Annotated in this window: 16 protein-coding genes; 5 read left to right on the top strand and 11 right to left on the bottom strand. The window is 73.5% G+C overall.

Translation table 11 applies throughout. From position 1 onward, the window contains the following. Window positions 1–61: 61 nt before the first annotated feature. From AMA02S_RS27360 to thiO, 4 genes are all read right to left on the bottom strand, one after another. Window positions 62–1,018, bottom strand: coding sequence for a DMT family transporter (locus AMA02S_RS27360; protein WP_067463121.1), 957 nt, complete (start codon window positions 1,016–1,018; stop codon window positions 62–64). Window positions 1,019–1,173: 155 nt separating this feature from the next. Beyond that, a complete protein-coding gene (locus AMA02S_RS27355) occupies window positions 1,174–1,992 on the bottom strand; it encodes a thiazole synthase (protein ID WP_067463118.1) in 819 nt (272 codons plus the stop codon). Between the two features lie 2 nt (window positions 1,993–1,994). Then, the gene (thiS, locus tag AMA02S_RS27350; RefSeq protein ID WP_067463115.1) at window positions 1,995–2,195 is read right to left on the bottom strand and encodes a sulfur carrier protein ThiS; all 201 of its coding nucleotides are present in this window, start codon (window positions 2,193–2,195) and stop codon (window positions 1,995–1,997) included. Next, the gene (gene thiO, locus AMA02S_RS27345; RefSeq protein ID WP_067463112.1) at window positions 2,195–3,316 is read right to left on the bottom strand and encodes a glycine oxidase ThiO; all 1,122 of its coding nucleotides are present in this window, start codon (window positions 3,314–3,316) and stop codon (window positions 2,195–2,197) included. The genes thiS and thiO overlap by 1 nt, the downstream gene beginning before the upstream one ends. A gap of 188 nt (window positions 3,317–3,504) precedes the next feature. Here thiO and AMA02S_RS27340 point away from each other — a divergent pair, with 188 nt between their 5' ends. The 4 genes from AMA02S_RS27340 (at window position 3,505) to AMA02S_RS43020 (ending at window position 6,166) form a co-directional block, all read left to right on the top strand. Then, a complete protein-coding gene (locus AMA02S_RS27340) occupies window positions 3,505–4,722 on the top strand; it encodes an NAD(P)/FAD-dependent oxidoreductase (RefSeq protein WP_067463571.1) in 1,218 nt (405 codons plus the stop codon). A 78-nt stretch (window positions 4,723–4,800) separates the two neighbouring features. Further along, window positions 4,801–5,175, top strand: a complete 375-nt coding sequence (locus tag AMA02S_RS27335) for an Rv2175c family DNA-binding protein (RefSeq protein WP_067463568.1) — start codon at window positions 4,801–4,803, stop codon at window positions 5,173–5,175. A gap of 118 nt (window positions 5,176–5,293) precedes the next feature. After that, the gene (gene thiE / locus AMA02S_RS27330; protein ID WP_245667860.1) at window positions 5,294–5,959 is read left to right on the top strand and encodes a thiamine phosphate synthase; all 666 of its coding nucleotides are present in this window, start codon (window positions 5,294–5,296) and stop codon (window positions 5,957–5,959) included. Window positions 5,960–6,001: 42 nt separating this feature from the next. Beyond that, entirely contained in the window at window positions 6,002–6,166 is a 165-nt protein-coding gene (locus AMA02S_RS43020) for a hypothetical protein (RefSeq protein ID WP_169806897.1), read from the top strand. A 21-nt stretch (window positions 6,167–6,187) separates the two neighbouring features. On the opposite strand, the gene AMA02S_RS27320 is transcribed toward AMA02S_RS43020, so the two are convergent. Both AMA02S_RS27320 and AMA02S_RS27315 read right to left on the bottom strand, forming a co-directional pair. Beyond that, window positions 6,188–7,279 (bottom strand): serine/threonine-protein kinase, encoded by a 1,092-nt coding sequence (locus AMA02S_RS27320; RefSeq protein ID WP_245667859.1) that lies wholly within the window; start codon window positions 7,277–7,279, stop codon window positions 6,188–6,190. Window positions 7,280–7,517: 238 nt separating this feature from the next. Further along, entirely contained in the window at window positions 7,518–8,570 is a 1,053-nt protein-coding gene (locus AMA02S_RS27315; RefSeq protein WP_067463102.1) for a polyprenyl synthetase family protein, read from the bottom strand. A gap of 139 nt (window positions 8,571–8,709) precedes the next feature. Between AMA02S_RS27315 and metF the strand changes: the two genes are divergently transcribed. Beyond that, window positions 8,710–9,642: a methylenetetrahydrofolate reductase [NAD(P)H] gene (gene metF, locus AMA02S_RS27310; protein WP_067463099.1), complete on the top strand. Its 933-nt coding sequence runs from the start codon at window positions 8,710–8,712 to the stop codon at window positions 9,640–9,642. Here metF and AMA02S_RS27305 read toward each other — a convergent pair. From AMA02S_RS27305 to AMA02S_RS27285, 5 genes are read right to left on the bottom strand one after another with little or no spacing between them, the layout of a single operon-like run. Beyond that, a complete protein-coding gene (locus AMA02S_RS27305; protein WP_067463096.1) occupies window positions 9,579–10,181 on the bottom strand; it encodes a GNAT family N-acetyltransferase in 603 nt (200 codons plus the stop codon). The genes metF and AMA02S_RS27305 overlap by 64 nt on opposite strands. Window positions 10,182–10,191: 10 nt before the next feature. Continuing rightward, the gene (locus AMA02S_RS27300; protein WP_245667858.1) at window positions 10,192–10,530 is read right to left on the bottom strand and encodes a hypothetical protein; all 339 of its coding nucleotides are present in this window, start codon (window positions 10,528–10,530) and stop codon (window positions 10,192–10,194) included. Next, window positions 10,527–11,345: a hypothetical protein gene (locus AMA02S_RS27295; RefSeq protein WP_067463090.1), complete on the bottom strand. Its 819-nt coding sequence runs from the start codon at window positions 11,343–11,345 to the stop codon at window positions 10,527–10,529. The genes AMA02S_RS27300 and AMA02S_RS27295 overlap by 4 nt, the downstream gene beginning before the upstream one ends. 55 nt (window positions 11,346–11,400) lie before the next feature. Then, entirely contained in the window at window positions 11,401–11,796 is a 396-nt protein-coding gene (locus AMA02S_RS27290) for an arsenate reductase family protein (protein ID WP_245667857.1), read from the bottom strand. Window position 11,797: 1 nt separating this feature from the next. Beyond that, the gene (locus tag AMA02S_RS27285) at window positions 11,798–12,262 is read right to left on the bottom strand and encodes a YbaK/EbsC family protein (protein WP_067463087.1); all 465 of its coding nucleotides are present in this window, start codon (window positions 12,260–12,262) and stop codon (window positions 11,798–11,800) included. Window positions 12,263–12,265: the final 3 nt, after the last annotated feature.

Raw genomic sequence — 12,265 nt, 5'->3', positions numbered from 1 at the left:
GGGGATCCCCGCGGATCTCATCACTCGCGAGTATGAGCATGGATTCGCCTTGAGTCGGAGGTCAGCGGGCTCCGGCTTCGGCGCGATCGGGGGCGGTGGGGGCCGGGTCGGCGGCGCGGCGCAGCCGGCGCCTGCTGCGCGAGACCCCGACGCCGGCGAGGCAGAGCGCGCCGCCCGCGAGGGTGACCAGACCGGGGACCTCGCCCAGGAACAGCCACGACATCAGCACGACCAGCGCGGGGGCGGCGTAGGTGGTGGCGCCCATCTTCCCGGCGGACGTGCGGGCCAGCGCGTATCCCCAGGTCGTGAACGCCAGCGCGGTGGGGAAGACGCCCAGGTAGATCATGTTGAGGGTGGCGGTCGCGGAGGCGTCCGCGGCCTGCGAGACGAGTTGTCCGGCGAACGGCAGGCAGGCGGCGGCGCCGATCGCGCAGCCGAACGTGGTGAACTGCAGCGCGGAGGCGTGCCGCAGGGCGGGCTTCTGGCTGACGACGCCCGCGGCGTAGGTGACGGCGGCCGCCAGGCACAGCAGGACGCCGCCGACGGACGCGCGGCCCTCGCCGGACATCGACAGCCCGACGACGGCGGCGCCGGCGAACGAGACGGCCATGCCGGCGAGCAGCCGGGGCGCGAAGCCCTCCTTGAGCAGCCAGCCGCCGAGGAGCGCGATGAGGATCGGCCCGATGTTGACGACGAGGGCGGCTGTGCCGGCGTCCACGAGCTGCTCGCCCCAGTTCAGCGCGACCATGTAGGCGCCGAACCACAGCAGGCCGGCGGTGACGATGCCGGGCCAGGCGCCCCGCGCGGGCAGGCCCTCGCGCCGGATGAGGCAGATGGTGCCGAGGACGGCCGTCCCGGCGAGCATGCGGCCGAGCGCGAGGGCACCGGGGCCGTAGTCCGCGCCGGCGCTGCGGATGGCGACGAACGCCGACGCCCACAGCACGACGGTCACGGTCGCGGCGGCGACCGCGAGCTTGTCGACGCGCGGCCCGGCCGGCGCGGTGATCACCTGGTCCATGGCACGCACCTTAGGTTGGGGACATTTCCATCAACACCGAAGGATGGTGCGCCGTTGCAGTGGCGCCGCCCCAGTCTGTGGGCGCCCGACTGTTCAGGTCCAGCGACTATTTCTTCAAGTGATCTTTTAGTTCTCCTACATCCGCGGGCTTCGTGTCAGCCGCCTGTGGAGAGGCCCTCAAAGGGAGAGGACGCCTGGGCGAGATGCCGCTTCGGGATGCGCCCGGCCAGCCGGGCGAGTCGCCCGGCCTCGACGGCGTGCCGCATGGCGGCGGCCATCCGCGCGGGGGACTGGGCGCGCGTCACGGCGGTCGCGAGGAGCACCGCGTCGCAGCCCAGCTCCATGGCGAGGGCGGCGTCACTGGCGGTGCCGAGGCCCGCGTCCAGGATGACCGGGACGCCCGCCCGCTCGACGATCAGCTCGATGTTGTGCGGGTTGCGGATGCCGAGACCCGAGCCGATCGGGGAGCCGAGCGGCATGACCGCGGCGCACCCGATCTGCTCCAGCCGGCGCGCGAGGACGGGGTCGTCGTTGGTGTACGGCAGGACGGTGAAGCCGTCGTCGACGAGCTGCTCGGCGGCCTCGGCCAGCTCGATCGGGTCGGGCAGCAGCGTGTGCTCGTCCGCGATGACCTCCAGCTTCACCCAGTTCGTGCCGAGCGCCTCGCGGGCGAGCTTGGCGGTGAGGACGGCCTCGCCCGCGGTGAAGCAGCCCGCGGTGTTGGGGAGCACCCTGATGCCGCACTCCTGGAGCACGTCCAGCACCGAGCCGCGGGCGGACGGGTCGACCCGGCGCATCGCGACGGTGGTCAGCTCGGTCCCGGACGCGGTGAGCGCCTCGCGCAGCACGTGCATGCTGGGGGCGCCGCCGGTGCCCATGATCAGGCGGGAGCCGAGCTCCGCGCCCGCGATGACCAGCCGGTCGGCGTCCCTGTCGGCGGTGTCCTGGGTGTCGGCGGTGTCGTGGGCGTTCATCGTCAGCCTCCCTGCACGGCGGTGAGCACTTCGAGGCGGTCGGCCTCGCGCAGCGGCGTCTCGTCCCACGCCGACCGGCGGACGACCTCGTCGTTGAGCGCGGCGGCCACGCCGGACCCGGCCGCGGTGACGGACGCGACCGCGTCGGCCACGCTGGTGCCCTCGGGGAGCTCGCGCGGCTCGCCGTTGACCATGACCTTCATCACTGCACCTCGGAGAAACGGTCGGGGGTGAAGGGGGCGGCGACCTCGGGGACGGGTTGCTCCAGCAGCATCGCGGCCAGGATGTCGGCGCTCACCGGGGTGAGCAGGACGCCGTTGCGGAAGTGGCCGGTGCCGAGGAAGAACCCGGGCAGCGCGGTGGGGCCCATGACGGGGGCGTTGTCGGGGGAGCCGGGCCGCAGCCCCGCCGAGACCTCGACGAATTCCAGCTCGGTGATGCCGGGCAGCAACTCGCGGGCGTCGCGCAACAGCTCCCACAGCCCTCCGGCCGTCACCCGCGTGTCGAAGCCCATCTCCTCCTGGGTGGCGCCGACGACGACCTCGCCGTCAGTGCGGGGCACCAGGTAGACCGAGGAGCCCTTCACCAGGCCGCGGGTGGAGCGCCGGAGGAACGGTACGGGCGTGCGCAGCCTGATGACCTGGCCCTTCACCGGACGGACGGGAGGGACGATCCCGTCCGGCAGGCCCTCGATGTCACCGGACCAGGGACCCGCGGCCAGCAGGACCTTGTCCGCGCGGATCTGCGTGCCGTCGCCCAGCCGCACCCCGACCGCCGCGTCGGCCTGGACGAGGACGCCGGCGGCGCGCTGCCGGACGAGCCGCACCCCGAGGCCCTCACCCGCCGCCAGCAGGGCCCGCGTCAGACGCCGCGGGTCGATCGAGCCGTCTTCGGGGGCGAGCAGCCCGCCGCGCACGCCGGGCGCGAGCATCGGCTCGTGCCGGCGGCACTCGCGTCCGGTGAGCGCCTCGGTCGGGATGCCGAGGCGCTCCTGGAAGCGGCGCAGGTCGTCCAGGTAACCGAGGTCGCCGGAGTCGAACGCCACCTCCAGGATGCCGTCGGTGCGGTGGCCGGTGCCGAGCCCGGTGACCTCCTCCAGCTCGGCGATGAAGGGGCCGTAGCGCTCGCGTGAGGCGAGCCCGAGCCGCAGCAACGGCTCCTCGCCGTAGGTCAGCTCGCTGACCGGGGTGAGCATGCCCGCCGCGACCGACGAGGCCCCGCCCGCCGGCCGCGGGTCGACCAGGGTGACGGCGGCGCCGCCCGCGGCGGCCCGCCAGGCGGTGGCCAGCCCGATGACCCCGGCGCCGATGATGACGATCTCCATGCGCGCTCCCTTCGCCGGCATGATCCGGATCAGGTCGTGGCGGTCGGCGGCCCGTTCAGCCGCCCTCTCAGCCCGGTCGCACCGGACTCCCGCGCTCTTGCCCCTCCACCTTACGACTCATGTGATGTCCACAGTTGTCCGGATACCGGTCAATGATCCATTTAGGTCGCTTGGTTAGGGTGACCGACATGGACAGGGCGATCGTCGTGGGCGGCGGGCTGGCGGGCGTGCGGGCCGTCGAGGCGCTGCGGGCCCAGGGGTACGCGGGCGCGCTCACGCTCGTCTCGGCGGAGCGGCACCGGCCCTACGACCGGCCGCCGCTGTCGAAAGCCGTCCTCGCGGGGGACACCGACGACACCACGGTCGACGCCGACTGGGACGCCCTGCGCTGCGACCTGCTGCTGGGCGAGCGCGCCACCGGGCTGCGCCCGGCCACGCCGGGCGGGGGCGGCGTCGTGACGTCCACGGCGGGCGACCTGCCGTTCGACGGGCTGGTGATCGCCACGGGCGCCGCGCCGATCACGCTGCCGGGAGACGGGCGCCAGCGCGTCCTGCGCACCATCGAGGACGCCCGCGACCTGCGCGCGGCGCTCACCGAAGGCGCCCGCATCGTGATCGTCGGCGCGGGCTGGATCGGCGCGGAGGTCGCGACCGCCGCCGCGCGGAAGGGCTGCGCGGTCACCGTGGTCGAGGCCGCGGACACCCCCCTCGCCAACGCGGTCGGGCCGGAGGTCGGCGCGCTCACGGCGCCCTGGTACGCGGAGGCGGGCGTCGAGCTGCGCACCGGCGTCAAGGTCGCGTCGGTCGAGGACGGCGGCCTCACCCTCGCCGGCGCCCCGGGCGGCGGGCGGATCGAGGCGGACGAGGTGGTCGTCGGTGTCGGGGTCCGTCCCGTCCTGGACTGGCTGGACGGCTCGGGCCTCCTGCTGGAACGCGGTGTCGTCACCGACGCCTCGTTCCGCGTGCTCACGCAGGACGGCGATCCGCGCCCGGACATCGTGGCGGTCGGCGACTGCGCCGCCTGGTGGTCGCGGCGGTACGGGCGCCGCCTGCTCGTCGAGCACTGGGACACCGCCCTGAACGCGCCGGAGACGGCCGCCGCGACCCTGCTCGGCGGGAGCGCCGTGTACGACGCCGTTCCCTACTTCTGGTCGGAACAGTTCGGCCGCATGGTGCAGTACGCGGGCGTCCACGCGGCGTCCGAGCGGATCGTCCACCGAGGGGACCCGGCGGACGCCAAGTGGGCCGTGGCGTGGCTCACCGGCGACCGGCTGGACGCGATCCTCACGGTGCACCGTCCCCGGGACCTCGTGCAGGCCAGGCGCGTGATCGCCGCCGGAACGCCCGTCGATCCGGCGCTGCTCGCCGATCCGGACGTGCCTGTCCGGCAGGCTGTTCGCGCGTAGCGGACGCGGACCTGCTGGAACGGGCGCCCAGCGGGTTTGAGCATTCCGAAGGCGTGGTAGGCAGGGGGCGTGACGCAGATGCACGCAACCGTTGACAGCGCACTCGACCCCCGCACCGACGCCCTGGCCGGGGAGTGGCTCTCCCTGAAGCAGACCGCCGAGCGCCTCGGGATCAAGCCCAACCGGATCAAGCAGCTCATCAGCGAACGCCGGCTCCTGTCGGTCCGCCGTGCCGGCGAGCCGATGGTGCCCGCCGCGTTCATCAAGGACGGGCAGGTCATCAAGGGGTTGTCGGGAACCCTGACGCTCCTGTCGGACGCGGGCTTCGACGAGGTGGAGACGGTCCGCTGGCTCTTCACCGCCGATGACACGCTGCCCGGCACGCCCGTCGAGGCGCTGAGCGAGAACCGGGGCACCGAGGTGCGCCGGAGGGCCCAGGCGCTGGCCATCTGAGGCCGGCCACCTCCTAGGCCACGAACAGAACGCACGTGACAGGATCGCGGGGTCACGCGCGGCGGTGTCGCGCCGCCGGGTGGCCCCGCGAACCGTATCCGGAAGGATGGCCTTCACCGTGTCCAGGCACCTCCCCTCCGAACGGGCCGTCGCGCTTCGCGCCCGGCTCGGCCGGGCCCGGCTCTACCTCTGCACGGACGCGCGGGAGCGCCAAGGAGACCTGCCGGAGTTCCTGGACGCGGTGTTGGGCAACGGGGTGGATCTCGTCCAGCTCCGGCAGAAGGGCCTGGAGGCCCGGCAGGAGCTGGAGTACCTGGAGATCTTCCGCGCGGCCTGCGGGCGGCACGGCGCGCTGCTCGCGGTGAACGACCGGGCGGACGTGGCGCACGCCGCCGGCGCCGACGTCCTGCACCTCGGGCAGGATGACCTGCCCGTCCGCGCCGCTCGCGAGATCGTCGGCGGCGACGTCCTGATCGGCCGCTCCACCCATTCCGGTGAGCAGGCGTCCGCCGCCGTGGCCGAGCCCGGAGTGGACTACTTCTGTGCGGGCCCGGTCTGGCCCACACCGACCAAGCCCGGTCGCGCCGCGCCCGGCCCGAAGCTGCTGGAGTACGTGGCGGAGCGGCGCGCGACCCGCCCGTGGTTCGCCATCGGCGGGATCGACCTCGGCAACCTCGACCAGGTTCTGGCCGCGGGCGCGAGCCGCGTCGTGGTGGTGCGGGCGATCACCGACGCGGACGACCCGGGCGCCGCCGCGGCCGCGTTCGCGCGCCGCCTGGGCTGACCCCGGGCCGGGGCGCTCGCCGGGATGACCGACAATGGGATCATGAGCGAGGAACCCGATGACGACCGGCTCGTGCACCTGGACGACGACGACCTGGACGTCCTGCCGGACCAGACGTCCGACGACACCGACACCGGCTGGGGCGAGTGGCGCGCCGGCGGCGGTGATGACGACCGCCTCCTGGAAGAGCGCCCGCCCCACTGGTGACGGGGTCGCCCCCCGGCCCGGCTAGAAGAGCACGCCCACCGCGAAACCGGCGGTGACGACGGCGGCGAGGGCGAGCATCATCCGCCAGCGGTAGCGGGGGATGCGCTTCGGTCGCGGCTTGGGCGCGGGCGCCTGCCCGTCCCGCAGCGCCCGGACGAGCTGCCGCGCGGTCGGTCGCGCGGCGGGGTTCTTGTCCAGGCAGCGGACCGCCAGCTCCCGCAGCGGCCCGTCCAGGTCGCCGAGCTCCGGCGGCCGTGACGTGACGCGCCGCATCACGGCGGCGCTCGGCCCGGTGCCGAACGGCGGCCGCCCGGTGGCGGCGAACACCAGCGTCGCGCCCCAGGCGAACACGTCGGCGGGCGGCCCGACCGGCTCGTCCTCGATCTGCTCGGGCGCCATGTAGGCGGGGGTGCCGACCGGCCCGGTGGTCAGCGGTGCCGCGTCCGCGGTGCGGGCGACGCCGAAATCGATGACCTTGGCGCCGTCCGGCCCGAGCAGGACGTTGCCGGGCTTGAAGTCGCGGTGCACGATCTCGGCGCGGTGGATCGCCGCGAGCGCCCCGGCGGTGCGCAGCGCGACCTTGCGCAGCCGCGGCGGTGACAGGGGCCCCCGCTCCTCGATGACCTGCTGGAGCGACGGCCCCTCGACGTACTCGCTGACGATGTAGGGCCGGTCGCCGGTCACGTCGGCGTCCAGCACGCGGGCGGTGTGCCGCCCGGCGACCTGCCGCGCCGCGTCCGCCTCCTTGACGAAGCGGCTGCGGGCGCGCTGCCCGGCCGCGATGCCGCCGCGCAGCAGCTTGACGGTGACGAGCTCGCCGTCCTCGCCGCGGCCGAGGTAGACGACGCCCTGGCCGCCCTCGCCGAGCCGCCCGAGCAGCGTGTAGCCGCCGAGGCCACGCGGGTCGTCCGGGCCGAGCGGGGATTCGGGCCGGTGCGTTCGAGCCGGCCTGGACGCGCGTACCGGGCGGGCGGCCGGGGCCCCGCGCGTCTTGCCGCCGGAGGGCTGGGCGGGCCGGGGCTGTCCGGCGCGCTTCTGGGCGCCGCCTGGGCGGGCGGAAGCGGAACGCGCGGGATGGGGGTTCGTCCTCCCGCGGGAGGTGTCGTGCGGCACTGGGGGGCTCCGACTCGGCGGGGACGGACGAAGAATTCCTCATTTGTACCGCGTCACCCCCGCCTACGGCAGGGGAACCCCGATCTTACTTTGCCGAACAGGCGCCGAGGGTCCGGTCCACGCGACCTGCACCGGCCGATCGGGCGCCCGCGGGCTGCGGGAGGTATCGGCGCACGTGGCAACATTTCCGCCACCAAACAGTGGCAGGGTGCCCCTCGCCACCACTCATCTCAGCCGATCACGTCCGCCGGGCGGTGGCCGCCACGGCCAGGGCGGCCAGGGCGTCGCGTGCCTCACCGGTGATGGGGGCACTGGCCAGGGCGCGGTCCGCCGTGCGCGCGTACTGCGCGATCATCGACTCGCAGGCGGCGAGGCCGCCGGTCTCCTCGATGATGCTGCGCAGCTCGGCGACCCCGGGACGGTCGAGGTCCGGGTCGCCGAGGCGCCGCCGAAGGGCCGTGGCCTGCGCGGGGGTCGCCCGCTCAAGCGTCAGGGCGATGAGGACGGTGCGCTTCCCCTCGCGCAGGTCGTCACCGGCGGGCTTGCCGGTCTCGGCGGGGTCGCCGAAGACGCCGAGCACGTCGTCGCGGAGCTGGAAGGCGATGCCGAGGGGCAGGCCGTAGCCGGACAGGGCGGCGGACACTTCCGGGCCGGCGCCGGCGAGCGCGGCCCCGAGGTGCAGGGGGCGCTCGATCGTGTACTTGGCGCTCTTGTACTCCACCACGCGCAGCGCGGTCTCGACCGTCGCGCCGCCGCGGGTGCCCTCCAGCATGTCGAGATACTGGCCGCACATGACCTCGGTGCGCATCAGGTCGTAGACGGCGCGGCCCCGGCGGCGGCGCTCGTCGTCCAGGCCGCAGGTCTCGAACATCTCGCCCGACCAGGCCAGGCACAGGTCCCCGAGCAGGATCGCGGTGCCCTCGCCGAACGCCGTCGCGTCGCCGGGCCAGCCCTGCGCCCGGTGCAGTGCCTCGAACTTGCGGTGCACCGACGGCTGCCCCCGGCGGGTATCGCTGGAGTCCATCACGTCGTCGTGGATCAGTGCGCTGGCCTGGAGCAGCTCCAGCGAGGCCGCCGCGTTCACGATGCCCTCGTCCTGCCCGCCGCCCGCGGCGCGCCACCCCCAATAGCAGAACGCGGGACGCAGCCGCTTGCCCTCGCCTAGCAGCGCGTCCAGCGCCGACATCGCCGGCGCCAGGTCGTCGCTGATCGCCAGCAGGCCCGGGCGCTGCCGGGCGACGAAGGACAGCAGTGCGCCGTCGACCTCCTTGCGGATGCGGCTCGGTGACATGCGGTGATCGTATCCAGGGGACCGGGTCACCCCCGCCGGGATATGTCCCCAGATCACGAAAAATTGGGACTTTTGGGGTACAAGACGTGTCCGGGATCACTCATATCGGCCGGCCGCGGTGCTTCTGTAGGCTGGGGTGATGCTACGCCTGCGCCCCGACCGGCCCCCCACCGTCCGAGAACTGCTGGCCTCCGGCCGGTCCTTCTCGTTCGAGTTCTTCCCGCCCAAGACCGACCAGGGCGCGCGGAACCTGTGGCGGACGATCCGCGAGCTGGAGTCCCTGCACCCGACGTTCGTGTCGGTGACGTACGGCGCCGGTGGCGGCACCCGCGACAAGACCGTCGACATCGTCGAGCGGATCGCCACCGACACCACGCTCACGCCCGTCGCGCACTTCACCGCCGTCGACCACTCGCAGGCCGAGCTGCGGCAGCTGATCGGGCGGTTCGCCTCGGTCGGCGTCCGCAACATCCTCGCCGTGCGCGGCGACCCGCCCGGCGACCCGATGGGAGAGTGGGTCAAGCACCCCGACGGCGTCGAGTACGCCGCCGACCTCGTCCGGATGATCCGCTCGTACGGTGACTTCAGCGTCGGCGTGGCGGCGTTCCCCTACAAGCACCCGCGTTCGCCCGACGTCGAGAGCGACACCCGGCACTTCGTCGCCAAGTGCCGCGCCGGTGCCGACTACGCGATCACCCAGATGTTCTTTCGCGCCGAGGACTTCTTCCGGCTGCGCGACCGCGTCGACGCCGCCGGCTGCGACGTCCCGATCATTCCGGGGATCATGCCGGTCACCCAGCTCAGCACGATCGAGCGGTCCGAGCAGCTGTCCGGCGCGCCGTTCCCGGCCGAGGTGCGCGCCCGGTTCGAGGCCGTCGGCGACGACCCGGAGGCGGTGCGGCGGCTCGGCATCGAGCACGCCGCCGAGCTGTGCGGCGAGCTGCTCGACCAGGGCGTGCCCGGCATCCACTTCATCACGTTCAACAAGTCCACGGCGACCCGCGAGGTCTATGGTCTGCTGGACGACGCCGGGTACGGCGCCAGGGGCAGCGTCCCGCCCATGACCGCATAGCGGGGGCCGCCGCCAGGGAACTCGAAGCCGGTCAGCAGGTCCACCATGCCCACCGACCGGTAGAGCCGGCGGGCGGGGGTGTCGGGCTGGAGATCCAGCGTGGACAGCACCACGGTGCGCTCCTGCCTGCCCTCGCACAGCGCGGTCAGCAGGCCGCGCCCGAGGCCCTTGCCCTGCGCGTCCGGGTGGACGTGCAACTCCGCCACCTCGAACGGGTCCTCCAGCCACATCTCCGCGTGCTCGGACCCCTCCCGGCTGGCCAGTGCCTGGTAGACGACGTCGTGCCACCACTGGCCGCGCGTGCCATGGAACCCGTATGCGAACCCCTGGACCGGCCCGGTCAGGCCAGGCAGCGCCCCGCGCCGCTCAGCGACGAACGCGCGGAAGGCGGGATAGGCGGCGTGCCGCTCCATGATGGCGTGACGTCCCGGAAGCTGTTCTGCGGGCGGCTCCATCGCGGCGGCGTACACGTCGAGCATCGGGTTGAGCCTGCGCAGGAAGGCGCGTTCGTCGATCTCGCGCAGCTTCGGGTCCCTCACCAGACAGAGACTAGACCCGCGTGACTGTCCTCTGCGTGGCGGAAAGCCGGTCGTAGATGTCCCAGAGGATGCGGTCGGCGGCCTTCTTCAGCGCACCGCGGTTGGTGTCGAGCTGCCCGCCCCACTGGCGAGCCTCGGGCCCCAACCACGCGTCCGTCCCGCCCAGCGTCCGCACCGGGGCGTCCAGGGCCTGCCGGAGCCGGTCGATGCTGCCGTAGGCGTCCGCGTACGCCTGGTAGAGCTGCCCGTACGCGGGATTGGGCTGCTCGGTCGGGGGCAGCCGGACGGCCGTGACGGCGTCGATCGGCGGCGGCAGGCTTCCGGGGGGCGGCGGAGCGGCCATGGTCATCCGTCCTTTCGCCGCAGGTTCAGCTTGGCGACGGCCTCGCGCGTCTTCTGGCTCAGGTCCGCCCCGGTGAGCACCTGGACGGCGACCGGCCGCACCCCGGCGCGGTCGGCCTCGGCCAGAAACGCCCGCAGCCATCTCACGTCCATCGGCAGGTGGTGGCTGGCCGTTCCGATCGACTCCTCGACGACCTTCAGCAGTGCCTTGTCGCCGCGGGCGGACTTGAGCAGATCCGCCGCGGCGGCGGGACCGAGCCGCTCGTAGAGCTTCTCGGTGTAGTCGGGGTCGTCGCTGTTGGCCTTGAGATGCTTCCAGACCTGATCCGGGACGGGCTTGCCGTCCTGGATCGCGGCCACGACGGCCAGGGCGTCGGTCTTCGCCGCCTTGGACGCCGCCTGCCGGTTGGGAAAGTTGCCGAGGTCACCGGCGCCCCGCGACGTCGGCGGGGCCTGGTGCCGCGGCGGGCGGACGGGATGGGCCGGACCCGTCTTCACGGGTTTCTGGACGCCGGGCGAGGGCGACGGCGAGGGGGCGGTGACCGGGGGCTTGGCCGGGCCGCCGCCGTCCGGGTGCGTGATCGCGTAGTTGTAGCGCCGGGTCAGCATCCCGAGCTGGTCGGCGGCCCACTGCGCGACCTGGTCGGCCTGCCGGTACCCCGCCGCCGAAACGCCCGGTGGCGGGCGGTGCCCGTTCAGCCACCCCTGGATCGCGTTCTGCGCGTCCTGGAGCTGCCTGATCACCTGGTTGAGCGCGGGCGGGTCGATCCCCCGGAAAGCGGGATCGTGCGCGGCCGGGCCAGTGCGCATCTGCGCGGTCATCGCCCCTCCGAGGTCACCGGACGTCGTGGCTCAGTTCCCCAGAATCACACCAGCGTCACTGGCTGTCGAGAGCCCGCTGTACCGATTCGCTATCACGTGCCACGATCGCGCTCCCGCCGGTCATGACGATCGGCCGCTGGATCAGCACCGGGTGCGCCGCCATGACCTCGATCCACCGTGCCCGGTCATGCTCCAGGTTCTTCAGCCCCAGCTCCTTGGCGACGGGTTCGCTGAGCCGTGCCACGTCCCACGGCTCCAACCCGAGACGGGTGAGGACCGAGTCGAGTTCCTGCGCGGTGGGCGGCTCGTCCAGGTAGCGGCGCTCGGTGTACTTCACCCCCGCCTCGTCCAAAGCCGCCTTCGCCGCGCGGCTCTTCGAGCAGCGCGGATTGTGCCAGATCTCCATGCCGTCTCGGCCGGCGTCTGTGCTCGCCGGGCGCTCCGTCCCCATGTCAACCCACCTCCGCCGGGGTGCCCCCGGTGATCTTCAACAGCTCCCCGTACGAGGTGGGGAAGACGGTGTGCGGATGCCCGCCGGCCGCCCACACCTCGCCGTGCTCGTCCAGCCAGACGTCCACGAGCGTACGGATCGGCGCGGGGTGTCCCAGCGGAGCGACACCCCCGATCGGCTGCCCCGTCGCATCCCGGACGAACTCCGGCGTCGCCCTGCTCACCTTCTCCGCGCCGACGAGCGCGGCGACCTTCGCGGTGTCGACCCGGTGCGCGCCGCTCGTCAGCACCAGCAGCGGTGCCCCGTCCGCGTCGAACACCAGGCTGTTGGCGATGGCTCCCACCGCGCAGCCCAGCTGGTTGGCCGCGGCCTGCGCAGTCCGGGCCGAATCGGGCAGCTCCACGATCTTTCCGGTCGCCCCTTGCTCTTCCAGGGCCCGCGCGACACGCTCGGCATTCGGATGCATGGC

This window comes from Actinomadura macra NBRC 14102, from assembly GCF_001552215.1.
GTDB classification, from domain to species: domain Bacteria; phylum Actinomycetota; class Actinomycetes; order Streptosporangiales; family Streptosporangiaceae; genus Spirillospora; species Spirillospora macra.
The sequence above is the reverse complement of the archived record's forward strand: the minus strand, read 5'-3'. Positions and strand labels throughout refer to the sequence as shown.

Excerpts from the sequence above, each read along its gene's own strand:
- AMA02S_RS27340 (WP_067463571.1), top strand. The coding sequence starts at position 3,505 with ATGGACAGGGCGATCGTCGTGGGCGGCGGGCTGGCGGGCGTGCGGGCC.
- AMA02S_RS27300 (WP_245667858.1), bottom strand. The coding sequence starts at position 10,530 with ATGACCATGGCCGCTCCGCCGCCCCCCGGAAGCCTGCCGCCGCCGATC.
- AMA02S_RS27285 (WP_067463087.1), bottom strand. The coding sequence starts at position 12,262 with ATGCATCCGAATGCCGAGCGTGTCGCGCGGGCCCTGGAAGAGCAAGGG.
- metF (WP_067463099.1), top strand. The coding sequence starts at position 8,710 with ATGCTACGCCTGCGCCCCGACCGGCCCCCCACCGTCCGAGAACTGCTG.
- thiO (WP_067463112.1), bottom strand. The coding sequence starts at position 3,316 with ATGGAGATCGTCATCATCGGCGCCGGGGTCATCGGGCTGGCCACCGCC.
- AMA02S_RS27335 (WP_067463568.1), top strand. The coding sequence starts at position 4,801 with ATGCACGCAACCGTTGACAGCGCACTCGACCCCCGCACCGACGCCCTG.
- AMA02S_RS27315 (WP_067463102.1), bottom strand. The coding sequence starts at position 8,570 with ATGTCACCGAGCCGCATCCGCAAGGAGGTCGACGGCGCACTGCTGTCC.
- thiS (WP_067463115.1), bottom strand. The coding sequence starts at position 2,195 with ATGAAGGTCATGGTCAACGGCGAGCCGCGCGAGCTCCCCGAGGGCACC.
- AMA02S_RS27360 (WP_067463121.1), bottom strand. The coding sequence starts at position 1,018 with ATGGACCAGGTGATCACCGCGCCGGCCGGGCCGCGCGTCGACAAGCTC.
- AMA02S_RS27295 (WP_067463090.1), bottom strand. The coding sequence starts at position 11,345 with ATGACCGCGCAGATGCGCACTGGCCCGGCCGCGCACGATCCCGCTTTC.
- AMA02S_RS27355 (WP_067463118.1), bottom strand. The coding sequence starts at position 1,992 with ATGAACGCCCACGACACCGCCGACACCCAGGACACCGCCGACAGGGAC.
- AMA02S_RS27290 (WP_245667857.1), bottom strand. The coding sequence starts at position 11,796 with ATGGGGACGGAGCGCCCGGCGAGCACAGACGCCGGCCGAGACGGCATG.
- AMA02S_RS43020 (WP_169806897.1), top strand. The coding sequence starts at position 6,002 with ATGAGCGAGGAACCCGATGACGACCGGCTCGTGCACCTGGACGACGAC.